The sequence below is a fragment of the Dyadobacter sp. OTU695 genome (assembly GCF_038440355.1).
GTDB lineage: Bacteria > Bacteroidota > Bacteroidia > Cytophagales > Spirosomataceae > Dyadobacter.
Genome location: NZ_JASATN010000017.1, coordinates 88,918 through 113,367, shown reverse-complemented (window position 1 = coordinate 113,367; position 24,450 = coordinate 88,918). Strand labels below are relative to the sequence as shown.

Annotated in this window: 26 protein-coding genes and 5 tRNA genes; 18 read left to right on the top strand and 13 right to left on the bottom strand. The window is 48.1% G+C overall.

Features of this window, described 5'->3' with window-relative positions:
• Positions 1-4 precede the first annotated feature (4 nt).
• The 11 genes from AAHB90_RS25525 to AAHB90_RS25475 all read right to left on the bottom strand — a co-directional run bounded on the left by AAHB90_RS25525 (position 5) and on the right by AAHB90_RS25475 (position 13,785).
• Entirely contained in the window at positions 5-985 is a 981-nt protein-coding gene (locus tag AAHB90_RS25525; RefSeq protein ID WP_342088057.1) for an Arm DNA-binding domain-containing protein, read from the bottom strand.
• A 249-nt stretch (positions 986-1,234) separates the two neighbouring features.
• Positions 1,235-1,321: transfer RNA gene (locus AAHB90_RS25520), tRNA-Ser, on the bottom strand.
• 54 nt (positions 1,322-1,375) lie between these two features.
• Entirely contained in the window at positions 1,376-2,449 is a 1,074-nt protein-coding gene (locus AAHB90_RS25515; RefSeq protein WP_342088056.1) for an asparaginase, read from the bottom strand.
• Positions 2,449-3,216, bottom strand: coding sequence for a TatD family hydrolase (locus AAHB90_RS25510; protein WP_342088055.1), 768 nt, complete (start codon positions 3,214-3,216; stop codon positions 2,449-2,451). Before AAHB90_RS25510 ends, AAHB90_RS25515 begins: the two co-directional genes overlap by 1 nt.
• Positions 3,217-3,367: 151 nt before the next feature.
• Complete coding sequence (locus tag AAHB90_RS25505) at positions 3,368-3,991, bottom strand: polysaccharide deacetylase family protein (RefSeq protein WP_342088054.1); 624 nt, start codon at positions 3,989-3,991, stop codon at positions 3,368-3,370.
• Positions 3,992-4,102: 111 nt separating this feature from the next.
• On the bottom strand, positions 4,103-5,611 hold the full coding sequence (locus AAHB90_RS25500; RefSeq protein ID WP_342088053.1) for a glutamate synthase subunit beta: 1,509 nt from the start codon (positions 5,609-5,611) through the stop codon (positions 4,103-4,105).
• Between the two features lie 49 nt (positions 5,612-5,660).
• Entirely contained in the window at positions 5,661-10,241 is a 4,581-nt protein-coding gene (gene gltB, locus AAHB90_RS25495; protein WP_342088052.1) for a glutamate synthase large subunit, read from the bottom strand.
• 398 nt (positions 10,242-10,639) lie between these two features.
• Positions 10,640-11,062, bottom strand: coding sequence for an STAS domain-containing protein (locus AAHB90_RS25490; RefSeq protein ID WP_342088051.1), 423 nt, complete (start codon positions 11,060-11,062; stop codon positions 10,640-10,642).
• A gap of 50 nt (positions 11,063-11,112) precedes the next feature.
• The gene (locus tag AAHB90_RS25485) at positions 11,113-12,048 is read right to left on the bottom strand and encodes a phosphoribosylaminoimidazolesuccinocarboxamide synthase (protein ID WP_342088050.1); all 936 of its coding nucleotides are present in this window, start codon (positions 12,046-12,048) and stop codon (positions 11,113-11,115) included.
• 15 nt (positions 12,049-12,063) lie between these two features.
• On the bottom strand, positions 12,064-12,783 hold the full coding sequence (locus tag AAHB90_RS25480) for a tetratricopeptide repeat protein (RefSeq protein ID WP_342088049.1): 720 nt from the start codon (positions 12,781-12,783) through the stop codon (positions 12,064-12,066).
• A 39-nt stretch (positions 12,784-12,822) separates the two neighbouring features.
• The gene (locus AAHB90_RS25475) at positions 12,823-13,785 is read right to left on the bottom strand and encodes a vWA domain-containing protein (RefSeq protein WP_342088048.1); all 963 of its coding nucleotides are present in this window, start codon (positions 13,783-13,785) and stop codon (positions 12,823-12,825) included.
• A gap of 132 nt (positions 13,786-13,917) precedes the next feature.
• On the opposite strand from AAHB90_RS25475, the gene AAHB90_RS25470 reads away from it, so the two are divergent.
• The 3 genes from AAHB90_RS25470 (at position 13,918) to AAHB90_RS25460 (ending at position 14,315) form a co-directional block, all read left to right on the top strand.
• Positions 13,918-14,004: transfer RNA gene (locus AAHB90_RS25470), tRNA-Ser, on the top strand.
• Between the two features lie 56 nt (positions 14,005-14,060).
• Positions 14,061-14,134, top strand: a tRNA-Pro gene (locus AAHB90_RS25465).
• Positions 14,135-14,241: 107 nt separating this feature from the next.
• Positions 14,242-14,315 (top strand) — tRNA-Arg (locus AAHB90_RS25460).
• A gap of 136 nt (positions 14,316-14,451) precedes the next feature.
• Here AAHB90_RS25460 and AAHB90_RS25455 read toward each other — a convergent pair.
• Both AAHB90_RS25455 and AAHB90_RS25450 read right to left on the bottom strand, forming a co-directional pair.
• A complete protein-coding gene (locus AAHB90_RS25455; protein ID WP_342088047.1) occupies positions 14,452-15,003 on the bottom strand; it encodes a hypothetical protein in 552 nt (183 codons plus the stop codon).
• A 129-nt stretch (positions 15,004-15,132) separates the two neighbouring features.
• Positions 15,133-15,642, bottom strand: coding sequence for a hypothetical protein (locus tag AAHB90_RS25450; RefSeq protein WP_342088046.1), 510 nt, complete (start codon positions 15,640-15,642; stop codon positions 15,133-15,135).
• A 258-nt stretch (positions 15,643-15,900) separates the two neighbouring features.
• On the opposite strand from AAHB90_RS25450, the gene AAHB90_RS25445 reads away from it, so the two are divergent.
• From AAHB90_RS25445 to AAHB90_RS25375, 15 genes are all read left to right on the top strand, one after another.
• Entirely contained in the window at positions 15,901-16,209 is a 309-nt protein-coding gene (locus AAHB90_RS25445) for a hypothetical protein (protein WP_342088045.1), read from the top strand.
• A 350-nt stretch (positions 16,210-16,559) separates the two neighbouring features.
• Positions 16,560-16,633, top strand: a tRNA-Pro gene (locus AAHB90_RS25440).
• A gap of 144 nt (positions 16,634-16,777) precedes the next feature.
• Positions 16,778-17,044, top strand: a complete 267-nt coding sequence (locus AAHB90_RS25435) for a hypothetical protein (protein ID WP_342088044.1) — start codon at positions 16,778-16,780, stop codon at positions 17,042-17,044.
• Positions 17,041-17,247 carry a hypothetical protein gene (locus AAHB90_RS25430; protein WP_342088043.1) on the top strand — a complete coding sequence of 69 codons (207 nt, stop codon included), beginning with the start codon at positions 17,041-17,043 and terminating at the stop codon, positions 17,245-17,247. The genes AAHB90_RS25435 and AAHB90_RS25430 overlap by 4 nt, the downstream gene beginning before the upstream one ends.
• Entirely contained in the window at positions 17,240-17,536 is a 297-nt protein-coding gene (locus AAHB90_RS25425) for a helix-turn-helix domain-containing protein (protein WP_342088042.1), read from the top strand. Before AAHB90_RS25430 ends, AAHB90_RS25425 begins: the two co-directional genes overlap by 8 nt.
• Positions 17,537-17,640: 104 nt before the next feature.
• Positions 17,641-17,901, top strand: a complete 261-nt coding sequence (locus tag AAHB90_RS25420; RefSeq protein WP_342088041.1) for an HNH endonuclease signature motif containing protein — start codon at positions 17,641-17,643, stop codon at positions 17,899-17,901.
• Positions 17,902-17,920: 19 nt separating this feature from the next.
• Positions 17,921-18,778, top strand: a complete 858-nt coding sequence (locus AAHB90_RS25415) for a DUF7833 domain-containing protein (RefSeq protein ID WP_342088040.1) — start codon at positions 17,921-17,923, stop codon at positions 18,776-18,778.
• Positions 18,775-19,692, top strand: a complete 918-nt coding sequence (locus AAHB90_RS25410; RefSeq protein WP_342088039.1) for a hypothetical protein — start codon at positions 18,775-18,777, stop codon at positions 19,690-19,692. Before AAHB90_RS25415 ends, AAHB90_RS25410 begins: the two co-directional genes overlap by 4 nt.
• Positions 19,693-19,897: 205 nt before the next feature.
• Complete coding sequence (locus AAHB90_RS25405; RefSeq protein WP_342088038.1) at positions 19,898-20,152, top strand: hypothetical protein; 255 nt, start codon at positions 19,898-19,900, stop codon at positions 20,150-20,152.
• On the top strand, positions 20,121-21,305 hold the full coding sequence (locus AAHB90_RS25400) for a DNA cytosine methyltransferase (protein ID WP_446717927.1): 1,185 nt from the start codon (positions 20,121-20,123) through the stop codon (positions 21,303-21,305). The genes AAHB90_RS25405 and AAHB90_RS25400 overlap by 32 nt, the downstream gene beginning before the upstream one ends.
• A gap of 183 nt (positions 21,306-21,488) precedes the next feature.
• A complete protein-coding gene (locus AAHB90_RS25395) occupies positions 21,489-21,866 on the top strand; it encodes a hypothetical protein (protein WP_342088036.1) in 378 nt (125 codons plus the stop codon).
• Positions 21,867-21,904: 38 nt separating this feature from the next.
• Entirely contained in the window at positions 21,905-22,657 is a 753-nt protein-coding gene (locus AAHB90_RS25390; protein WP_342088035.1) for a hypothetical protein, read from the top strand.
• A 446-nt stretch (positions 22,658-23,103) separates the two neighbouring features.
• Positions 23,104-23,373, top strand: coding sequence for a hypothetical protein (locus AAHB90_RS25385; protein ID WP_342088034.1), 270 nt, complete (start codon positions 23,104-23,106; stop codon positions 23,371-23,373).
• Positions 23,370-23,834: a hypothetical protein gene (locus tag AAHB90_RS25380; protein ID WP_342088033.1), complete on the top strand. Its 465-nt coding sequence runs from the start codon at positions 23,370-23,372 to the stop codon at positions 23,832-23,834. The genes AAHB90_RS25385 and AAHB90_RS25380 overlap by 4 nt, the downstream gene beginning before the upstream one ends.
• The gene (locus tag AAHB90_RS25375) at positions 23,831-24,259 is read left to right on the top strand and encodes an ASCH domain-containing protein (protein WP_342088032.1); all 429 of its coding nucleotides are present in this window, start codon (positions 23,831-23,833) and stop codon (positions 24,257-24,259) included. Before AAHB90_RS25380 ends, AAHB90_RS25375 begins: the two co-directional genes overlap by 4 nt.
• Positions 24,260-24,450: the final 191 nt, after the last annotated feature.

Sequence of the window (24,450 nt, the reverse complement as noted above, 5' to 3'; positions counted from 1 at the left end):
AATACTACTCGGCCCCAAGCGGAACCAGCACACGTTTGCCCTGGGAGTCATAAATGTAGTGCTCACCGATCTGGACTTTCCCTTTTTTAGGCAAAGGCATTAGTTGCAGGTAGAGCATTTTGTCGTACTCGACGATTTTTCCTTGCTCCATGATCTGCTTGTAAGCCGGTGCAGTTTGGTACTCGTCCAAAATTCTTTGCCGCTCCGCATACTGCTGCCCATGGCGTATCAATACATAGAACAAGACGGCAATGATGATTCCTGCAACAGAGTAAGGAGCACTTACGCCCAAACCATAGAATAGCGCTTGGCTCCGGTCTTGAAACTGCAGGAAACGTTTCCTGCCTTTCAGCTCCAATGTAGCCCGGTCGATGGCTGCAATGGATTTACCGACTCTGATTTCCAGGCTTTGAAAATGCTCCTGGGTTTCGGTCAGAAACAGCGCCGACCAGTCATCGATCTCGTGGCCGTACGCATATTCTGATATGAAATCGTAGTCAAGCTTTGTGATATCAAATTCAGTCGTTTTATATTTCCACTCAATGAATGCCTTTGTGTGGTCGAACGAGGTTTTGTATCGTCCAAGCGTTCCCAAGGCATAGTCAGTGCCTACCATCCGCGCCAATTTCTCATTGTGATCCCGAAAAATTTCAAGGATATCTTTCGATTTGTCCGACACTCCATTAATTCTGTTCCGAAGTTTTTCAGCACTCAGATCGATGTTCGCTTCCAGCATCTGCTTTTGGATGTCATACACTTTGAGTTGCATGGCGTCAAGATAGCTATTCAAAACTCGTGCATCTTCCCTTGTCCCGTTTTTGCGCCCGGTAACCGAATTCCATTTTTCGGGCTCGCATTCTCTCTTTGTGGAAATCTCAAATCGTTCGCCATTGGTTGTTATCCGCAGATATATCGGTAACGGGCCCTTAACATAGCCGCTTCTTTTTTTTAGATAAAAGAGCGTTGTGAGGTTTCTAGATAACATAATGATAGTTTTAAGTGAATTAAATCTACTATCAATGCCGTCAAAAAATCAAGATGTTTCCTTCGTAAACAGGTTGTAATTCAGTGTGTTATATCGGTTCTGGTGAGCATATTTTTTACTTTGACAATGCTCACCAAATGCTCACCAGAATATTGCGAAAATTTGAATATTTTCGGTAACTCATGAAAAAGAAAAAGCCTGTAAATGAATCATTTACAGGCTTTTGTTGCTTTTTGTTACTCTTATCAGCAGAGAGGAAGAGATTCGAACTCTCGATGCAGTTACCCACATACTACCTTTCCAGGGTAGCCCCTTCAACCACTCGGGCACCTCTCTATCGGGCTGCAAATATAGTGAACAGATTGTGGTTTCCAAATGCTGCAGTGAAAATCAGATACTCATTTCGCCACGTAGCGGCCTGCCAAGCATTTCGATACAGGCGCCGCCGCGGCTTTCGCAGGCGAAGACATACATCATTTTGGTGATGGCCGCCTCGGCGGTGATGTCCGAGCCGCTGATCACGCCGATTTGTTGCAGGAATTTGCTGGTCTGGTACTGCCCCTGCGATACGCGGCCGCCGTCGCATTGAGATACGTTGAAAATGACAATATCTCGCTCGATGGCGTTGCTGATCGCATTCAGGAACCACGGATCGGTGGTGGCATTGCCCGCGCCGTAGGTTTCCAGCACGATGCCGCGCAGGCCTTCTATGTTCAGGATCGATTCCACGACTCGACTGCTAATGCCCGGAAACATTTTCAGGAATGCCACGTTTGTGTCCAGGCTTTGATGGACTTTCAGTTTCAGGCCGGGCTGGTAGGGCCGGATATATGGAAAGTTGTACTCGATATTCACGCCTGCATTCGCGAGTGCAGGGTAGTTTTCCGAGTGGAATGCGTTGAAATCCGAGCTTTCCTGCTTCTTGGAACGGTTGCCACGGAGCAAATTGGAATTAAAATAAATGCAAACCTCGGTGATAATGGGGTGTCCTTCGGCATTTTTCGCCGCGGCGAGCTCCAATGCGGTGATCACATTCTCACGCGCATCCGAGCGTGCTACGCCTATGGGCAATTGCGCACCTGTGAGGATGACTGGCTTGTTGAGGTTTTCGAGCAGGTAGCTTAAAGCCGAGGCGGTGTAGGCCATGGTATCAGTTCCATGCAGAATAACAAAGCTATCGAACTGTTCGTAATGTGCTTCAATAATGCCCGCCAGTTCGATCCAGATCGACGGGTGCATGTTTGAGGAGTCGATCGGTTCGGGAAGCGAGAGGAAGGTTATATCAAAATCCAGCCGGCTTATTTCCGGGACTTTCTCGATGATCTGCTGGAAATCGAATGGCACGAGCTGCTTGCCCTTGGTTTCGTAAACCATTCCCAGGGTTCCGCCCGTGTAGATGACGAGCACAGAGCCGGAGGTCGGTTCCGGGGAAATAGGGTTGATATGTATTTTGGTGTAATTCATCAGGATCGTTTGTTGAGCATGCTTTTCGCGTTGACCGTCGTTGCGGCGATGACATCGGCTTTGGTCATTTCTTTTAAATCGGCCACCCGTTGCGCCACGAGATCGATATAGGCTATCTCATTGCGTTTGCCGCGATAGGGGACAGGGGCCAGGTAAGGCGCATCCGTTTCAAGTACCAGATGTTCCAGGTCAACGTGTGGTATTACTTTGTCCAAACCGCCGTTTTTAAACGTTGCCACGCCGCCAATCCCAAGCTTAAAACCCAGTTCAATGGCTTTTTGCGCTTCTTCCAACGTTCCGGTGAAGCAATGGAAAATGCCGGTCAATGCCGGATCGGCAAAGGCTTCGATCAGCTTTACAGTTTCCCAAAACGCGCTGCGACTGTGAATGTCGATCCAGAGGTTGTGCTTGCGCGCGAGGCCGCATTGGTATAGAAATGCCTCTTCCTGCTGCGCTTTAAACCTAACATCCCAGAAAAGGTCCATCCCGATCTCACCAATAGCGATGAACTCGTATTTGCCCAGCCATTCTTCCATGACCTGCAATTCCTTTTCAAAATTCTCTTTTACATAAGTCGGGTGCAGTCCTATCATCGGGAGGCATTTGCCGGGATATTTTTCGGCAAGTTCGAGCATTCCGTTGATGGTTTCATGGTCGCAGTTGGGCATCCAGATCTGCTCAATGCCGGCATTCCAGGCACGGTCGAGCATGGCGGCACGGTCTTCGGTATAATCGTCGCTGTATATATGGGCGTGGGTGTCGATCATTGTTTTGCTTTAAGCGTTTTTATGCTTTAAGCTATAAGCCGTAAGCTTTAAGCTTCTTTGTTTGTGGTTTTAAAGTAATTGGTTGGGTTTTCAGCTGTCGGCTATCGGCTTTTGACTTTGAGCCTAGGGCTTTTAGCTTAAAGCTTACAGCCTAAAGCATCCCTATCGCTTCAAACCTGTAACCTCGTTCCGTAAAAGTTTCCAGGTATCTCGGCAATGTGTAAAGCATGTTTTTCGATGCTTTTATGCTGTCGTGAAAAAGTACAATGGAGCCGGGGCGGGTGTGTTGGATGGATTTTTTGAGACAAATTTCAGGGCCGATTTCAGGAGAGAAGTCGCCGCTGAGGACGTCCCACATAATGATCTGTTTGTCCTGCAAAACCACTCTGGACTGGCTTTTTTTAATACGTCCGTAAGGCGGACGGAAGAGCTTTGTTTTGAGGTTCAGTTGCACTTCGCATTGCCGGATGTTTTCCAGGTAAATGGCATCTTCGGTTTTCCAGCCGTTCATATGATTGAACGTGTGGTTACCAATGGAATGGCGGCCGTTTTTGACCATTTCGTATACGTCCGGATGTTTCAGTACATTATTTCCAATGCTGAAAAAAGTGGCCTGGGCTTTAAACTTAGCGAGTATTTCCAATACATTCTCGGTAATATCGGGAATCGGTCCATCGTCGAAAGTCAGGAAAATGATTTTTTCGTTCGTGGGAATATGCCAGGTAAAACCGGGGAAGAATGCTTTCAGCCAGAATGGAGAATGATGCAGGAACATGCCGTCGATGAAATTTTCCCTTCAAATATAAAGGGATATAAAACAAGAAGCTGCCGGGTGGGGCAGCTTTCTTGCAGTAACAATATATTGAGGTTTTGCTACCTTGTTCAATTACGCATGCGCGAATACTGGATTCAGCATCGATACAGCCTTAGCTTCGAGGAATGACTCGCCCATCAGATATTCGTCTACCGAACGAGCGGCTTCGCGGCCTTCGCTGATCGCCCACACTACGAGCGATTGTCCGCGGCGGCAGTCACCGGCTGCAAACACTTTCTCGTTGGAGGTCGATTGGTACCCGTTGGTTTTGATATTGCCGCGCTCGTCGAATTCCAGGTCGAGGTCGTTGAGGAGGCCTTCTTGCTGTGGATGCAGGAAGCCAGCCGCCAGGAAGGCCAGGTCGCAGGGAATGGTGCGCTCGCTGCCCTCTACCTCTCTCATCTGCATACGGCCCGTTTCAGGGTCTTTCTGCCAGTCGAGGTCAACGATCTTCAATGCGGTCAGGTTGCCGTTTTCGTCACCGATGAATTCTTTGGTATTGATCGACCAATGTCTGTCGCATCCTTCTTCGTGCGAAGTCGATGTGCGAAGCATCATAGGCCAGTTGGGCCATGGTGTGCTCGTATCACGCTCTTTCGGAGGAATAGGCATCAATTCGATCTGCGTTACGGATTTCGCTCCGTGACGGCCCGAAGTACCTACGCAGTCAGAACCTGTGTCACCTCCACCGATTACCACCACGTGCTTATCAGTAGCAAGGATTTCTCCGCCCGTGTAAGCCACGCCCCGGTGATCCACCACGCGGTCGATTCCGGCTACGCGTTTATTTTGCTGGCTCAGGAACTCCATCGCAAAGTGCACCCCTTTGAACTGACGACCGGTGATTTTCACGTCTCTTGGTACGGTCGATCCAACGGTCAGCAATACAGCGTCGAACTCGTTTTGCAGCTCTTCGGCCTTGATATCCACACCTACATTCACGCCGGTACGGAATTCAACGCCTTCCGCTTCCATGACCGCCAGACGGCGATCGATGATACCTTTGTCAAGTTTAAAATCGGGAATACCGTAACGTACCAGTCCGCCGATTTTATCCGCTCTTTCCAGCAATACTACCGAGTGGCCAGCCTGGTTGAGCTGGTTAGCCGCAGCTAATCCCGCAGGTCCGGAACCAACCACCGCCACTTTCTTACCCGTACGGGTCTTAGGAAGCTTTGGTTTTACCAGGTTCAGTTCGAATGCTTTCTCGATGATCGCTTTCTCGATGTACTCGATCGCTACCGGCGGCTTGTTGATACCCAGTACACAGGATGCCTCGCAGGGTGCGGGACAAATGCGGCCTGTAAATTCAGGGAAGTTGTTGGTAGACGCTAATATTTCGTAGGCCAGTCCCCAGTTTTCATCATACACCGCGTCGTTGAACTCGGGGATGATATTGCCCAGCGGACAACCATTATGGCAAAAAGGAATTCCGCAGTCCATACAACGGGCTGCCTGCTGTTTGGAATTAGAGTCGGTTGGTGCGGTTTCAATCTCACGGTAGTCTTTCAGACGCTCGTCTACTGCTCTCTTTTTTGGCAACTCCCTTTCAAACTCTAAAAATCCGGTTGGTTTTCCCATTCTTATTACTGATTTAAAAAATTCTGATAGTTGATCTTTAAACTGGAAATTACTGGTGTACCACGTCTACGACGATGTCCTTGTACACTACGTTCTTGTCTGCAATCTGCTGTGCGAGCGTGATACCGCGTCCTTCCAGCGCTTTGCGGAAGTCGGATGGCATTACTTTCACAAACTGTTTCACAGATTCTTCCCAGTTCTGGATCAATTGGAAAGCGATGTTGCTGGTGGTGTATTGGAAATGTTTATCCAAATACTCGCGGAGAATACCTTTGTCTTCGTCCGTCAATGCTTCCAGCGTCACCATTTCTTTATTTACTTTCTCTTCGAAGGTTCCGTTTTTGTCAAGCACGTAAGCTACGCCACCCGACATACCCGCCGCGAAGTTGCGGCCTGTTTCGCCGAGGATGATCGCCAGACCGCCCGTCATGTATTCGAGACCGTGGTCGCCCACACCTTCTACAACTACCTTCGCACCTGAGTTACGCACGCAGAAGCGCTCGCCCGCAGTTCCGCGGATGTAGGCATCACCCGAAGTAGCACCATAGAATGCCACGTTACCGATAATGATGTTCTCTTCCGGCTTGAACTTCGCGTCTCTGTCGGGGTACACGATCAGTTCGGCACCGCAGAGGCCTTTTCCGAAGTAGTCGTTCGCGTCTCCTTCCAGTTCGAGGCGTACACCCAGCGTGTTGAATGCACCGAAGCTCTGGCCCGCAGTACCGCGGAATTTGAAGTGGATGTTGCCGTTTGGCAGACCTGCGCCACCATATTTCTTCGAGATTTCGTTCGAAAGCATTGTTCCCACCGACCGGTTCAGGTTGTTGATCGGGAATTCTGCGTAAACTTCCTCCTTATTCTCCAATGCAGGCTCCGCCGAACGGATCAGGTCGAGGTCCAGAATGGCGTCGATACCGTGATCCTGCTCTTCCTGCTTGAATTGGGCTACCGAAAGGTCGCCTTCTTTGTACAGGATCGCGTCGAAGTTCAGGTTTTTGTATTTCCAATGTTTGATATCATTGCGCAGTTCGAGGTACTGAGCCTGACCAACCATTTCATTTACTGTTCTGAAACCAAGCTGTGCCATGATCTCACGAAGCTCTTCGGCCATGTAGGTAAACATGTTCACCACGTGCTCAGGTTTGCCCGAGAACAATGCGCGGAGTTCTTTGCGTTGCGTGGCCACACCCACAGGGCAGGTGTTCAGGTGGCATTTACGCATCATGATACAGCCGGCTGCAACCAATGCGGCGGTGGCTACACCCCATTCTTCGGCACCGAGCAATGCGGCGATCGCAAGGTCGCGGCCGGTACGGAGCTGTCCGTCGGCCTGAACGGTTACCCGTCCGCGCAATTTGTTTCTTACCAAAGTCTGATGGGTTTCAGCCAGGCCAAGCTCCCATGGCAGACCCGCGTGGCGGATCGAGCTCAATGGAGAGGCACCTGTTCCACCGTCGTAACCCGAGATCAGGATGTGGTCGGCGTGTGCTTTCGCTACACCCGATGCTACGGTACCTACGCCGGCTTCCGACACCAACTTCACGCTGATACGTGCCGCACGGTTGGCATTTTTAAGGTCAAAGATCAGCTGTGCCAAATCCTCGATCGAGTAAATATCGTGGTGAGGAGGAGGGGAGATCAGACCTACGCCCGGCGTCGAGTGACGGGTACGGCCGATCCAGTCGTCCACTTTGAAGCCCGGAAGCTGGCCACCTTCACCCGGTTTCGCACCTTGCGCAGTTTTGATTTGCAGCTCACCCGCATTGCTCAGGTAATGGCTCGTTACGCCGAAACGGCCCGATGCCACTTGCTTGATCTGCGAGTTCATGCTGTCGCCGTTTGGCAGGCGGTTGTAACGCAATTCGTCTTCACCACCTTCGCCGGAGTTGGATTTACCACCAATGCGGTTCATCGCAATCGCCAGCGTAGTGTGTGCTTCCCACGAAATCGATCCGAAGGACATCGCACCTGTGGCGAAGCGTTTGAAAATATTTTCAACCGGCTCCACCTCGTCCAACGGGATCGGGCTACCTTTTTTGAATCTCAATAATCCACGCAAAGTCAGCGCCTTGTGGCTCTGATCGTCGATCAGTTTAGAGTATTTCTTGAACTGTTCGTAGCTCGCATTGCGGGTAGATTGTTGCAGCAAATGCACCGACTGGGGATTAAAGATGTGTGCTTCACCACGTTGTTTCCATTGGTAAACACCACCTACTTCCAGTCTTGGCTTTTGCTCCGCGTTTTCGTGGTAGGCCACTTTATGACGCACCAGGATTTCGCGAGCGATCTCAGGGATGCCCATACCGCTGATCCGCGAGATGGTACCTGTGAAATATTTGTCGATTACATCCTTGTTCAAGCCCACGCATTCGAAGATCTGCGCACCCTGGTAGGATTGCAGCGTCGAGATTCCCATTTTAGAGAATATCTTCAAAAGCTCTTTGTTGACGGCCTTGATGTAATTGTAATGCAGTTTTTCGTCGGTGAACTCGCCTTCGATCATGCCCTTGCGGTTCATGTATGAAAGCGTTTCGAATGCCATGTAAGGGCAGATACCCGCCGCACCGTAGCCGATCAATGTCGCTACGTGGTGGGTTTCCCAAACGTCTCCCGCTTCCACGAGCAAACCTACCTTGCCACGTAATCCTTCGCGGATCAGGTGGTGGTGGATGGTTGCCGTTGCGAGCAATGATGGGATCGGCGCGTGGTCGGAGTCGATGGCGCGGTCGGAGAGGATCAGGATCTCAAATCCGTCTTCGATAGCGTCTACCGCGTAACGGCAGATTCTTTCCAAAGCCCTTTCCAGTGCTTTTCCGCCCTGGTCAGCGCGGAAGTAAGTATTGATGGTTTTAGCCTGGAAACCGTCTTTATCAACAAAACGTAGCTTGTCGAATTCTTGCACCGAAAGAATAGGGTGCGGCAATGCGATCTGGCGGCAATGCTTTGGTGTTTCTGTCAGAATGTTTTCTGTGCTGCCTACGAAAGAAATCAAAGACATGATCGCACGTTCACGGATCGAGTCGATCGGCGGGTTGGTTACCTGTGCGAAAAGCTGTTTGAAGTAGGTAGACAAATGCTGGCTTTGATCCGAAAGAACGGCAAGCGGGCTGTCCGTACCCATCGAACCGATCGCTTCCATGCCCGTCTGAGCCATTGGCCCCAGGATCATGCGAAGGTCTTCGGAAGTATAACCGAATGCTACCTGACGTTTCAGCAATGCATTCTCATCGTATGCGCGGTAGGTACGGATCGGGTGATCGAGCGCGTCTACGTGCAGCTTGTTATCATCCAGCCATTGCTGGTAAGGCTGCGCAGAGCAGATTTGTGATTTAATTTCTTCGTCGGGAACAATGCGGCCCTGCTCCATATCTACCACGAACATGCGTCCGGGTTGCAGGCGGCCTTTGGTCACAACACGTGCCTGATCTACCTCCAATACTCCCGCTTCCGATCCCATGATGATGGTGTCGTCGTCGAGTACCCAGTAGCGTGAAGGACGCAGACCGTTACGGTCGAGGGTAGCGCCCACCATTTTACCGTCGGTGAATGAGATCGACGCAGGACCGTCCCATGGCTCCATAATGGCAGCGTGGTATTCGTAGAATGCCTTGCGTTCGGGATCCATTTGTTCGTTGCCGTCCCATGCCTCCGGGATCAGCATCATCATTACGTGTGGCAGTGAGCGGCCCGAAAGGTGCAGCAATTCGATCGCATTGTCCAGGTTAGCGGAGTCGGATTGGTTCCTGTCGCAGATCGGCAGGAGCATATCCATTTCTTCTTTCGTAAAGAATTTAGACTCGAAGGATTTTTCTCCGGCGCGGATCCAGTTCACGTTACCTTTCACGGTGTTGATCTCCCCATTGTGCGCGATGTAGCGGAATGGCTGGGCGAGTTCCCATGAAGGGAAGGTGTTGGTAGAGAAGCGGGAGTGTACTACTGCCAATGCAGATACAACCGATTCGTTTTCCAGATCCGGGAAGTAATATTTCAACTGGGCAGTGGTAAGCTGTCCCTTATATGAGATCGTGCGGCATGAAAGCGAAGAGTAATAGAAATTCTTCGCGCCTTTTACCGTGTCTTTGATCAGTCGTGCAGATACCTGGCGGAGGATGAACAGTTTGCGTTCAAACGCCATATCGTCCGTAATGTCGTCCGGACGTTTAATGAAAACCTGCTCCACGTTGGGTTCAACGGAAAGCGATCCTTCACCCAGGGTGTTGTTCAGGGTAGGTACTTTTCGGTAGCCGAGCAATTGCAGGCCCAGCATCTTGATCTTTCGGTTCAGGATTTCCCTGCACTCTTCCCTTACGAGCTCATTGCCCGGGAAAAAGATCATCCCTACACCATACTCACCTGCCGGCGGCAAGTGGAAGCCCAACTTGGTAGATTCTTCTACAAAGAATTCGTGAGGGATCTGAATTAAAATACCAGCACCGTCACCGGTGTTAGGGTCAAAACCAGTAGCACCCCTATGCTCCATCCTTTCGAGCATATGAATGGCATCCGCCACGATCTGGTGCGACTTACGACCCTTGATGTTAGCCCGGAAACCGATTCCACATGCATCATGCTCAAATTCCGGGCGGTACAGTCCCTGATTTTCTACCATTTGTTCAGACATTTGCGACATTTATCGAATTGTAGGTAATTAACAAATTCGTAATTAGAATCTGTTTAAATAAGCACTTTAAAAGGAAAGCGAAAACGCCAGTGTGTGATGTTTTGGGTAAAGCCACGCAATATACCCATAAAAAATATTTGGCTTATTATGGGAATGGCAAAATTTTCTATCACCATTATGCATTTGGCCGATTAATTACAATTATTATCAAAATATTGATAATCGTGTAACGAATGCCCGTATTGGTTACCATTTTGATAACCCGGAAACGCCATTTTCGACTCCTTGGAGGATTACAAAAAGCGCCTAAGGAAAATATAAAAATGGTTGGATTAACCTCAAAAAAACGTCCCACCTGGGTTCGGCGGGACGTTCTCAAAATGACTGAAAATTATACTATTCAAATATCAGGGCTCTTTTGATTCGCTTACGCCTTCGTAGTCTTCGTCGTCGTAATCATCATCGCCCGCACCGAACTCATTTTCAAGACTGTGCATAAAAACAGCGTCGATCGCCTCTTCTTTCGTAGGCAAAACGGTGAGATCGGGGATGCGCAGATCTTCCAGCGTATCAATAAAATCGTCGTCGCGCGTGACGATCGCCAGCATGCCGAGGTCGTTTGCGCAGAGGCGGTTTACTTTTTTCAAAATTGTGATTCCGGCCGCGTCAAGTGATTTTACCGTTTGCATATTCACGATCAGGCTGTGATAGCCCTCCCTGAAAAGCGAGCGGGCTGTTTCTTCGAAAGACGCTGGTACATCACCGGCGAATGCGGCTGCATCCGTTTCGATATAGACGTATTGTTCTTTCTTTTCCAGTTTAAAATCCATTTCGGTTGTCGTTTTTGTCGAACAAATATTTGTTAAGTGAGTAGTTCGCCTCAGGCCATCGCACGCAGAATGGCTTTTTCGATTCTTTCCAACGGGTGGTCCATATTGTTTTTCTGGAATTTCATACCCGTAACCTTCTCGAAAAGCTCGATATACCGTTCCGAGATAGAGGTTACTTTTTCGTCGGTCATTTCGGGTACTGTCTGCCCGTCCTTGCCCTGGAAGCCATTCTCAATGAGCCATTCTCTTACAAATTCCTTACTAAGCTGTTTTTGGGCCACTCCGGCGCGTTGATTTTCCTCATAAGTATCTTTATAGAAGTATCTTGAGGAATCAGGCGTGTGGATTTCGTCGATCAAATAAATCGTGCCATCCAGTTGTCCAAACTCGTATTTTGTGTCTACCAGGATTAGTCCCTGATCGGCGGCCATCTCGGTGCCTCTTGCAAACAATGCGAGCGTGTACCGTTCGAGGTGCTCGTACTCGTCCTCGCTCACGAGCCCTTGCGCCAGGATCTGCTCGCGGGAAATGTCCTCATCGTGGCCTTCATGCGCCTTGGTGGTCGGGGTAATGATAGGCTGGGGGAGTCTGTCGTTCTCTTTCAGTCCTTCGGGCAATGCCACACCGCATACTTCGCGTTTTCCGGCCTTGTACTCGCGCCATGCGTGGCCGGCCAAATAACCCCTTACCACCATTTCCACCGGGTAAGCCTGACATTTAATACCAATGCTCACATTCGGATCAGGCACTTCTTCCAGCCAGTTGGGTACAATATCGGACGTGGCGTTGAGGAAGTGGGCGGCGATCTGGTTCAAAACCTGGCCTTTGTAGGGGATAGCACGTGGAAGGATCACGTCGAATGCCGAAATACGGTCGGTGGCGATCATTACCAGACGTTTTTCGAAGGAGTAAACGTCACGTACTTTCCCTTTGTAGAAGGCTGTCTGGCCGGGGAACTGGAAGTTGGTTGCTGGTATGCTGTTCATTAGATTATGGGAAAATTACCACTCGATTTCGCTCTTTTGTCCGGGCTTATTATTGTACTGTTTACGCCGGAGCTGGTAAATATATTGGGATTCGTTCGATTTCATGGCATCGAGAATGGCTCGTGCCTGCTCTTCCGACATGTTCATCGCTTTCAGGCTTTTCAGCAATTCCTCTTTTTTGAAATCCTCCGTCACTTCCCGCGATTCCTGAGGCGGCTCAGGCGGTGTCGCAGGCTGGCTTTGGGCCGTCTGCTGCTGGTTCGACCTCCTTTTTTGAGTAGTGAGGTCCGATGGCTGCTCCACGCCCGAGAAGCTCTTTTTCAGGATAATATAGTTGGTCCTCGCAAGTGCATTGCCCGGTTCTAAGCGTATTGCCGCCCTCAGGTTCGTCAGCGCGCCGGCTGTGTCTTTTTTGTTAACCAGGATCAATGCGATTTGTGCGTTGGCCACCGATGCAATGCTGTTATTTTCAATGTCGCTAAGTAACCGGTAATGTTTCAAAGCCTGTTTGTAGTCCCCCGCTTTGTACAGAGAGTGAGCCAGGTTCAGCCTTGCGGCGGGGTCGGAAAAGAGCGAGCCATAGGTGATTTGCTGGTACAGTTCGGCCGATTTTTTAAACTCGTTTTTTCGGAAAGCCTGTTCTGCGTCCAGTTTTCTCTGGTTTGCCTTGGTAATGGAATCAAACGTACGGTTATCCCAAAGCCAAAGCAGGACATAAAGGATCAGAGACGTCATATTGGTTCACATTTGGGTGCAAAAATAGGAAATTGCTGCTTACAGTCGAAACGTTCCAATGGTAATTAGTACGTCCAGCAGGATCAGCACCAGCGCCGCCCCCAGGAAATAATAGTACTTGTTTGAAACAACGGTAATCGTCCGCGAATCCACCAATGCGCCTTCCGCCTGGTTGATATCGCTGATCAGCTTTTGGATGTCGTTCTTTGAATTGTTGAGCTCATAATAGGTCCCGCGCGACGAATTCGCGATGCTGTGCAGAAAGTTTTCGTCCAGTTTGCTGATCACCAGTTTATCGTTTTTGTCCATAAGGGGCTTTCCGTTCTCCTGAATGCTGATGCCCACCTTAGTGCCCACCGCCACAGAATAAACCCCTATGCCGAAGCGCCGGAGGTTATTGAATAATGCATTGCTGCAACTTGAACTGTTTTCCCCGTCCGTAAAAAGTACCATCATCTTAGCACGGCTGGTCGGATCGGCCGAGTTCATGAGCTTGTTGTAAGCCATTTCGACGGCCCCGCATATATTGGTACCATTCGTCGGCAGCAAATCGGTTTGCAGCGACTGGATGAAAAGCTCGAGTGCGGCCACGTCGTATGTGAGTGGTACATGTACGTACGCGTCGTTCGAAAAAATAATGATCCCGATCCGGTTTGCCCGCTCGTTCTCGACAAACCGGTTCAGTTCAAACTTCACCTTTTCCAGGCGCGAAGGCGTGACATCCGCCGCATCCATCGACTTCGAAAGATCGACCACCATGAATATGTCCTTTCCTTTAGCCTGAATATCGCGCTCGGCCTCCCCAAACGACGGTCCGAGCAGACTGATGATCAAAAGCGAGAAGGTAATACTGCGTAAAAAGAGTTTGATGATGAGTGTCCGGGCAGTCGTTTGAAGCTGTCGGGCGACCCGGACAGTGCGTATGATGTAGGCTGTGTAGGCGACTATGAAAAAAAATATGAAAAAATATTCAGTGCTCTCAAAGGGGTAATTCCAGTTCATAATGAACGTATTGTGTAATTTAAACTTTGCCAAAAATAGGCATTTCAGGCTTCTGGTGAAGTTTTTTTTCTTGAAATGTTTGCTTTTCTGAAAACGAACCCGCTATATTTGCAACCCAGAACGACGGACGAAGGAGGGATGGGTGAGTGGCTGAAACCAGTAGTTTGCTAAACTGCCGTACTCGCAAGGGTACCGCGGGTTCGAATCCCGCTTCCTCCACGCGGTTTCTGAACGTTCAAAAAAGGGGTCTTTCTTAAAGTAGAAAGATAAAATCTCGGGGAGTGGCGCAGCCCGGTAGCGCATCTGGTTTGGGACCAGAGGGTCGCAGGTTCGAATCCTGTCTCCCCGACAAAAGCAAAAAGGCAGTAAGCCGTATGCAGTAAACCTGCACTGCTGACTGCCTTTTTTTATGACCAAAAGACCAGCAGTTTAGGCAGCACGTCATTTCAAAGTTTAGGTCCCGTAGCTCAGCTGGATAGAGCAACTGCCTTCTAAGCAGTAGGTCTTGTGTTCGAATCACAACGGGATCACTTGAAAATCAAGCACTTAGATTAATTTCTAAGTGCTTTTTTGTTGGACTAACAGTGAAACTATCAATGATAGTCAGGACGAAACAATAAAAAAGCCCGGTTGAGGCCGGGCTAATATTTGTATGTTCAGTCCAAACTATCGTTTGCCAAGGAATTGATCAGGGCGGAAACTGACAGAAGCAGACGAGTAGTCTGTATTTGAATGCTCTTCTCTCACCATAAGTCCGTTGACGAAGGCTTTAACATGTACAGGCCCGTTGTCTGTTCTAGCAAATACGCTTACGTGTGTATCCTGCTTTACGGAAATTGACTTTGACCATTCGTAACTCGGCGGGGATGGCTCTATCTCTATTTCATTTTCTCCGCCTGAATCGTTGATATAGGTAACTGTGCATTTGGCGCATATCACCTCGTATTTTACATCACAAGTAGATACTTCCGTTGTTGGACTAGATGGTTGTTCGGCCTTCAAAAGAAGTGAAATAGTGTACGCGGAGATGAGGCATGCAATTATGGGAAGTAATACATGTTTGTCTTTGAAGAAAGCTAGGAGTATAAAAACCGCGGTTGCAATCAGAACTAGCGAGACGAACAATTTGGGAACAAAAAGGCTACCAATAGACAATACCAGAGCTACCAATCCGAAGGTATTTGATTTTTGAGTTTGATCTGGTTGTGTTATATCCATTGATATGTTATTTATAATTTTTATAAATATAGTAATATGTTGTAGAGTATTTGCTACAAGCTTGACAATTTAGTAACTTCATTTGCACAAGTGATTAATATGGGATAAATGTTGAGTCGTAACACCCAATCATATATTTTTTACCGCTTCATTTTGTGTCCGCCACGTCCGTATTTCCTCAGAAAGCGCTTGGTTTTCTTTGGTAAGTGCATCAACCTTGAATTTCAGTGCCTCGATGTAGCCCTTCTGCATTTCGATGATCTCCTTCTCGCTCATGTCCATCTCTGTTTCTTTGATAGGTTTGGGATTGACGGGCTCTAACTTACCGCCGTACATTACACCAGTAAAGTCGCCGGTCGATGAATTTTCCTTATGTTTTTCTGACCGTTTAATCATTTCCCCCTTTCCCGCTATCAGCCATTCTAAATTTAAATCAGGATATTTGTCGAAAATTTTTCCTATTGAATCGCTGCCAATCGTTCTATTATTTTTGATCGGGGTCATTATTGAGCCCTTTGAGACGCCGATTACCTTCTCAAATGAATAAATTGTTATACCTAAGCCGCTGATAAACAGCGACAAACGTTCTGCTAGCGTAGATGTGTCGAAAATTTTTCCTTCCAATTGTTGTTTGTACAAAATTTTCACGTATTATTGCATTGTCCTTACAACATTACGGAAAATACGAGCATCAGGAAAGGAAATTGAGGGGTATACTGATTATTTGGGGCTGAACGGTATAGTATACGTGATGATTGGTATGGGGCAAAAACACGTTTTAAGAATTAAGAGGAGGGTTTACAGGGTCTGGCGGCAGGCGTTTGCTTGCTGCCAGCTTAAAGAATCGGACTACATTTCATCAACAAACTTGTCATATCAACTTTAAACAAATTTCTCATGAGCGAATTTGCTACTTCTAAACATATGATGGATGAGGTTCGACAGGACAATCCAGGTATGGAACTTCCAGAGCTTGAAGTGTGTCTAAAAATTCTTAACGACGAAATCGCTAATAATGCGGAGCTGGTCGCTATGTTTCGACATCATGTGTGCCTGCTTGCTCCGATGATAGCTGAGAAACAAGTAGATCACGGAGAAATAAAACCAGATGGAGCCATTGCGGTTCTACGCGAAAGGATTTCAATGCTGTCACGCCAAAACCTCGAATTGAAATCGATTCTAAATCATTTCCGGAGGCTGGTATAAAAGAGCAAGTCCTTTGCATGCCGGAGACGGAGATTGCAAAGGCGATCAAGAACAGTTTTGGAGCGGGATAAAAATTTCACATCGTAGCTCAGGGTTTGGCCTCAGGTTGACTTTGTTTGTGGTTCTGTTCTTGATTACAACAGTGCATAAGAAAGAGATTGATCCAGGCTGCTGGATTACTTGCGAGGTGGGTCGGCCTGAAGGTGGGTTCTTGTCGGAATCCGATAAGTGAACAATAAGTTTTGGGAGTACCTCATAACAAATATGCTTCCAGGATGGAGTGCAGTGCCGATTGTAAAGACCATAACTGCATTGTTCAAAAGACTGACTGCCGGGAAAGACCCGCACACATGGTAATAGCGCAGCTCGGTAGCGCATCTGGTTTGGGACCAGAGGGTCGCAGGTTCGAATCCTGCTTACCATACAACATCATGGCACTAACAACGAGGATGATGATTCGTGCGCGCGTGCGCACAAACAAGGGATGAGGGAATTGATCAACCCGAACCGACGCAAGACGTTTTCCGGTGGACGGTACCACCGGGCATGCAAATTAATTTTATCGAATATGGAAGAACTTACTTTCAAGGAAGAGGCTTTGGCGCGAAAGAATGGGCTTATAGCTCGTTTTGTTACGGCCAGGGAGAAGCTCGGGCGTCAGTGGCGGAAGCGGTTGGCAGAATCGGATCCGCTGTTCAACACAAACGTTGGGTATGATATGATGGTGAACGCTTCGGGTGCATTGTCTGACCCTACCCGGATTGGGATCGATCGCTTGAACAGCGTGGTAGTTGCTATGGAGAAGATTATCAACGAGCAACCGGCAGAGGTATGAAACTGTTGATTATGATTTTCGGGGGATTGGTGTTTTCCATTCCGGTCCTGGCTTTGGTTTGTGCTGAGGCTATCTGCGGATATCTGGCGGCAAATGTGAACTGGCCTCTTGTGTTCATTGTGGGCTTTTCGATCCTGATCGTGTATACGTTCCGTCGTATGGGTAAAGACGAAGAATCCAAAACGTATAAGCATCATGGTTAGTATCGATTTTAGCGATCTTATCGAGGCGCTTACCGAGAAGTTTCGGACCATCGTCAAGGAGGAATTACGGAACCTGCATGTGGACAAAAACGGGGTTGATACCGAGAAGTATCTGACGGTGGAGCAGACTGCACAGTTTTTGAATTGCTCTGTTCCTCATGTGTACAAGCTGAAAGACCGGATGCCTCATATCAAGAAGGGGGCAAAGCTGTACTACAAGGTAGAGGATTTGAACAATTACCTTGATTCCGGACGAAGCGTTCCTAACAAGCTAAGGAAGGTAGCCTGATGCCTAAAACCTGCGTCGTTGATGGATGCCCGAATAATGTGTTTTCAAAGAAGCATTGCCTTCGGCATCAGTATATCGTAAACCCGCCGAAGCGGATCAGTCCTGTGAGTAAGAACAGGGCCCGGAAGCTGCGCGAGTACACGGATTTGAAAAAGAAGTTTCTCGAAGAGAACAGGAAGTGCCAGGCGAATCTACCTGATTGTGAAGTAACGGTTACTGACCTTCACCATAAGGAAGGCAGGGGCAAGAACCTGAACGAGGTATCAACGTGGATGGCATTATGCCGGAAGTGTCACGACAAAATCCATAACAGCATGAGCATGGAAGAGGCGATAAAGAGAAAGCTGAGGATTAAAAGAATTTGAATGAATAGCCTACCCTCGTATGAATTACATCAAGGAAGTGAGCCAATTTTGGGACGATGCGCCGCACATGGATGGATATAAATCCGATTTCGGCCTACTGTATCTGGCTTTGATTGATTCCGTAAACCGGAACTTTTGGAGGGATACGGAGATCGAGTACGACAGGCTGATCAACAAAACCAAACTCAGTAAGCGGGTTTATTTGGAAGGTAGGGCTTGGTTGTTAGCAAACGGATTCATCATTTTCACTCCTGGAAAGAATGATTACGCGAAGGCAAAATTTAATATAGCGGTGCGAAACTGCACCGCTACTGATACCACAAGTGATACTGCTACTGATACCGCTAACAGCACCGCTACTGACACTGCTACCGATACCACAACTGAAACCGCTACTGTATCTTCTACTGCACCCATTTATAATAAAACAAAAAACAATAAAACAATAAACAAGGAAGAAGAAGAAGCGCGCGAAAATTTTTCGCCGTCGCCGATTGAGGTTCTTGTCGAAGATTTTAAAAATTCAAGAAAAGGGGATCCCCCCGAGTTGCGCGGCTCCCCCCTTACGCTGGACGAATACGAAGTTTTGCTCGGGGATAACCGTTTGCTCCTGGAAACATCCTGCAAGAACCGGAAGCTGTCCGAGCAACAGTACCGCAGGGCTTTGGCTTTTTTCTTCGCCGATAAGCGGGCGGTAGGTCATCAGCCGAAATCACAACAGGATGTGACACAGCATTTTTTGAACTGGTTACCGAAGTGGAAGGAGTCAGAGCAAACTAAAACAGTCAAGGGGAAGCTGACCCAAACCGTTGAGGCGGTAACCGAGGCGGCGGCAGAATCCGAGTATTTCACCTTCAATGATTTGAACAACCGATGAGCAACATCACAATCCAACAGCAAGCCAGTGACCTGCGAGATATCGCGGCCGGTAAACTTACCAGGACCGAAAGCGGAGTTGCGGCTGTTGCCATTCCGGCAGAGAACAATCCACGAATTTCCGACATGGGAGGCGCTCAGATTTCCCGCATCATTGCCGCCATCACTTTGAAAGCTGCTGTCCGCCTTGGAAGCAAGGCCCGCGATGCCGAGGAGCAGAAGATTATTAACCGGGAATTGAATAACGACCTGATGAAATTTCCGATGATGACAGAGCGTGAGATTATGGCGGCATTGGAAAACGGATTGGATGGGATGTACCTGAAAAAGCCAGAGGATCCAGTGATATTCTCCCCATCGAATTTTGTGCAGTGGATACGTGCATACATCGAGCAAACCAAAAAGCCGGTTATGAAAAAAGTAGCTCAGTTGGTACAGCAGCAGAACAGTGAGGAATGGGATGCGCCTGAAAGCGAGAAACTGAAAATGTCACATGATTTCTTTTTAACGATCATGAAGCGGGTTTTGGATGGCGAAGCCTACGAGGATTACGGCAATGTAGTTTACTCGTTTCTGGAAAAAATCGGATTTCTGCCGTTGAGCGCTGAGGACAAATGGAAGGCAATGGACATGGCAAAGCTGAAAATCATTGCCGAGGCAAGAGAAATAAAGGATCCGATCGTTCAGCGGACGTCGGTAAAAAATGCGATGGAGCTCATCGAGAAAGCGCAGACGGAAAAGCCGGATGATGCTATCATTTCGATGGCGAAGCGGATTTTGATAAGCAACAAATTGGCTTCATTCAAGAACATGCCGGTTGAGGAACAGACTGATCTTTTGGAGGCGATTCAGACCCGCGTGGAGTATTTGTGCATAGAATTGAAGAACCCCGAGCAGTACGGAAATCCTGGGTAATATCTCTACCTGAAAACTGGCATTACCTCAAATATTACCCAATCCTAAAAATCTACTTCTATGTGGTTAAAAGTCATTTGTTCGGCCGTGATGGGCTTCAATTCGATGTGTATAGCCCTGTTGGTTTTGGAAGTAGGCAAGGACGGAATCGATTCTATTCGGACGATGAGGAGAATAGTTTCAAAACCTTAAACGAGTCGAACCTATGTCAACTCAAAATGACCAATTCGTAAAGTATCCCGCTGACGGCGGCACCATCTATGAGTGCAGAAGACCGGAAGCCGATGGCAAGTGGACCGTTTTCCGCGTTGCCGTCCCAAATCCTGGGCCTGGTGAAATAAAGACTTTGCACACGCAAACCCTTCACCTGGATACAGTCGAAAGTAGCGAAGACGAATGGGAACTCGAATACATGAAAGTTCTGCACAGTGCAATGGAAGGCGAATTCATTGACGATTAACCACCTTAAACGAGTCGAACCCCTACCATTTTACGATGTGGATTTTACCAAACAATCACCCGTTGCACTCTCAGTTTGCCCAGGATTACGCGGACTCGAACGAGGACTTGAACGAATACTTCCAGAGCTCCGAACCTGTGCTTATGTGGAAATCGAAGCCTTTATCGTGGAAAACCTTCTGTCTGCAATGGAAGCGGGTTTGGTGGCTCCGGCACCTATCTGGTCGAATCTTAAAACCTTCAACCCAAAACCGTTTCGCGGAGTCGTTGACATCATACTTGGCGGATACCCATGTCAACCATTTTCGTATGCCGGAAACCGTGCCGGCACAGAAGATCCCCGACACCTTTGGTCGTATCTATACAAAATTGTTGACACAGTTAGACCTGTTCAGTGTTTCTTCGAAAACGTCGCCGGGCACCTTTCAATGGGATTCCCGGAAGTTTACCGAGGCCTTCGAGATTTGGGTTACCGAGTTGAGAGCGGAATCTACACAGCGTCAGAAGTTGGCGCACCGCATGAACGAGAACGCCTTTTCATACTTGCCATCTTGGAAAACGCCGGTGAGCTCGGAGCACGAGGGCGGGATAATGGAAGTACGCAGCGGCATGGATGCCAGGCTGAAACTACGCGACCAGGCGGTGAATTGGCGAACGCCAATGTCTCAGGACTTCGGCGGGACAACAAGGGCAGATTTCAGCCCAAAATTATCCGAACAGATACAAAAGTGGCCGACTCCGATCACGACGCGCGGAGACTATCAGAAGCAGCAGGACGGGACCAGGGCCCCAAAGCTCAGCGGCGCGGTACGGAATTGGCCAACGCCGACCACCATGGACAAGATGGATCCGAAATCCGACAAAGCCATTTTGCGAGAGGTTACGGAGGTACGGCCAGGGCGAAAGACATTCGCGAATCTCAGAGACTCCGTAGTTCGGGGCCCGGCGATCGATTTCCGGCTGGACAGGGCGCTTTCCAATTCGAATGGGAAGAACCGCGCACGATTGAATCCAGCCTGGTCTATACAATTGATGGGTACAACTTTACAGAAGACCTTCACCGTGCCATTGGCAATTCAGTGGTTGAACAGACCGCCGAACTCGCTTACATCGACCTCATGCGAAAACACTTCCCAGCTTGGGGCCCTTTCTGAATTGTAAACTTTAACAGCGTCGAACCCATATGATCTCTATCGCAAAATTCATTCTGATATCCTTATGGCTTTTAGCCTTTGTGCTGACTGTGATTATTGCTTCTCCTTTCCTGCTGGTTGATTTTGCTGTGCGGGTTCGTGCGTATTTCAAGACTATTTAATAACCATAAATTTTCAATCATCATGTCAGAATACTTTTCGGAGGCTGATTTCGAGCTTCCTATTCAACTCACTGAGGAGGAGATACAGCAGAAGTCTGCTGAGTACTTCGCAAATCAGAAGAAGATGAACCGGGCCAGCATGGCATTGGTCAATGCGAAGCACGTCTTCAAGTCCACAACGGATCCATTGAAGAAGCGGAACGCTGTTCTCGAACAGCAGATTGATGACGGTTTTGAGATGAGGAAATTCCGGGCAATTGAAATGGTCAATGAGGACCGGGCGACTATGGAGTACTACGATGCAGAGCATCACGACGTGCTCGTACATAGCAGACCGTTAACGCCTACTGAGAAGGTTCAGTTTAAGATCAAGTTCAGCAGGTCGAAGCAAGAAGCGTAATCCATCAAATCATTTTCCCACAATAACCAACAGTAATAATGGCAGACAATAACATGAATTTTGAATTTGGCGTCGTGGATGAAAAGGCGACGCTGACAGTACTTACCGGGCAGGCCGCAAAGATTTACGATCCTGAGAAAGTACAGCTTGACGGGATTATCACGGCGCCTTCGGAGTATTTTTCAAAGAGACGATTTGCTCATGTGGAAGATGCCCGCCTCGTGGATGTAGGCTTTACACTGCATTCGACCCATGTAATTTTCAATAAGGAACAACGCAAGATTGTCCTGACTGTGAATGAGCACGACAAATTTGCTACGGTTGTGATCGGTTCATTGAAGTTCAATAAATTCCTTGACTCGCTTGAAATTAATTCCCCGCAGTCTTATTCGATTGCCCAACTTGAAAAGGCTTTCCGGTTCGAACGCCGCTGGTTTGCGGATCCATCCAAACACAAGGACCTAATTTTAAAGCTGAGGAATTTCACCGCGAAAATTACGACCACAAGCCAGCAGGAAAACGACTTGCAGGGCAATAAGAAAGCCTTTTTTGAATCGAAGGTTTCGGAATTCACAAAGTCTACCGACCTGGGCTTTGTGCTGAGCCTGCCTGTGTTCGACGGATTGGAAAAGCGTCAGATACCTATCTCGGTTGAAATAGATGTTGTGGGCGGCTCGGTTGCGTTGTTCCTCGTTTGCTATGAGCTCGATGAGATCATTGATGAAATCGTAACGAGCATATTCGACCGCGAGAAAGAGATTTTCAAAGACATCGTAATTATCGAACAATAAGCCAAAGCCGGGGAGTGATCCTCCCCGCATCTTTAAATGCTATGGCAACAATAAGCAAGTTATTTAAATGTGACAAGTGCGAGGCTGGTATTGTCAGGGTAACGTATAAAGTTGGAAAGAATGGTGCATCAATAACAGTCGGAGACTGTAACAGATGCGGACATTCATTTGGGATTAAATCTGCTTCAAGTCTGAAACAAATCGAATAGTAATGCCAACAACTGGTAAGACCTGGAAGAGTAAGAATAGATACAACAGGGGGTCTTCACATCCAAGATCAGTACTGACAGAGGCTGATATCCATATAATCCGAGAATTGCTAAAATCTGGCCGTAGTTACCAGCAAATAGGAATCCGTTATGGCGTAGGCAAGCAGGCTATTTACTTAATAGCAAAGGGGATCAACTGGACACATGTTTAATAAAAACTTCAAGCCGTAAAAAAATATGAAAGTATTCGAAATTGAATTAAACAATTATACCCAATGGGTTGCAGCGCCCAACATGTGGGCCGCACTTGCTTTTATTCATAGCTGCACGCCGCTGGATGACAGCGATGAGCCTGCGGAAAATCTATCAGTGGAAATCATTCCCGAAAGCGGATGGGACGAAGAATGGATTGGTGACGAAGACAAGCCAGGTGAACATTATTCGATTCGTAAGGCATTGGAAGGGAATGTAGGCCATGAAGCATTTATAATCGCTGCTGAGCAATGAAAAAAGAACTGAACGATTCGCTCCGGTTGGCATTTCTTGCTCAATACCTTAATTGCTGTGAATGTGGTAATCCTGGGTGGAGCTGGCGAGCTCAATGGAATGAGGCATCCCTGATAATCCTGTTTGAGTCGAAGCAGAAAGAAGGATTCCTGTATCTGCGTCCGCTTTCAAGCATTACCGACGATGAGGCTCTTTTGCTTTGCCAAGTAATGGATCCAGATGTTGAGGATCGTTTTGCTGTGGCTGACTACAAAAAGCAGTTGATCAGATCCTTTCTGGAAGTTGACTACGAAGCTCATAGCCATGATATTAACCCTGTTAGGATTGCATGGGCTATGGAGTTTCTTCGTTCCCTGGGCTTTGCGGTCCCGTACATGGGCCATTCAGTAGGCGATCTGGTGAAAGTTGGATGGATTAAAGTTGTTGAATCTTCCACATTGCCCAAAGCTCGCAAAAAATGAAAGCAATCAGTGTACAACAGCCTTGGGCGGGCTTGCTCGTCCTTGGCATAAAGAAATGCGAGACTCGCAGCTGGAATACTAAGTTTAGGGGAAAGATAGCTATCCATGCTTCTGCAAAGATGCCTAAGGAAGGAGAGGCTTTATTGAAAGAGTTGTGTGAGCTTTTGCCTGATACCTTTTTCAAGGGGAGCCGGGCGTACAACATGTGTACAGTTCTGGGCTGTGTTCTCGGGCGGGTTCAGGTTGAGGATTGCAGATCGACAAACGATATGAAGCCGGTGAATGCCGGCGAAAAGATGCTCGGGGATTTCTCTGCGAACCGGTACTACTGGTGGTGCATTAATCCGGAAGCTTATTTAACGCCTATCCCTGCGGTAGGTCAACTCAGCATTTGGGAATGGGAGGATAATCAGGAACGTGTTTAACGATGAGGAAGCTTAACCGAGAATTCAGGATAGTTTTTCAGCCGAAAGACCGGAGCTTGTTCAGGGACCGGAGACGCTTCGCTGTTGGCGCTTACAGTTTATGGAAGTATGTAGGCAAGTACCACGCAAAAATCGCTTTGGAGCGGGCAAAAGATTGCTACCTAGACAAGTGTACGGTTAACGTAAGAACA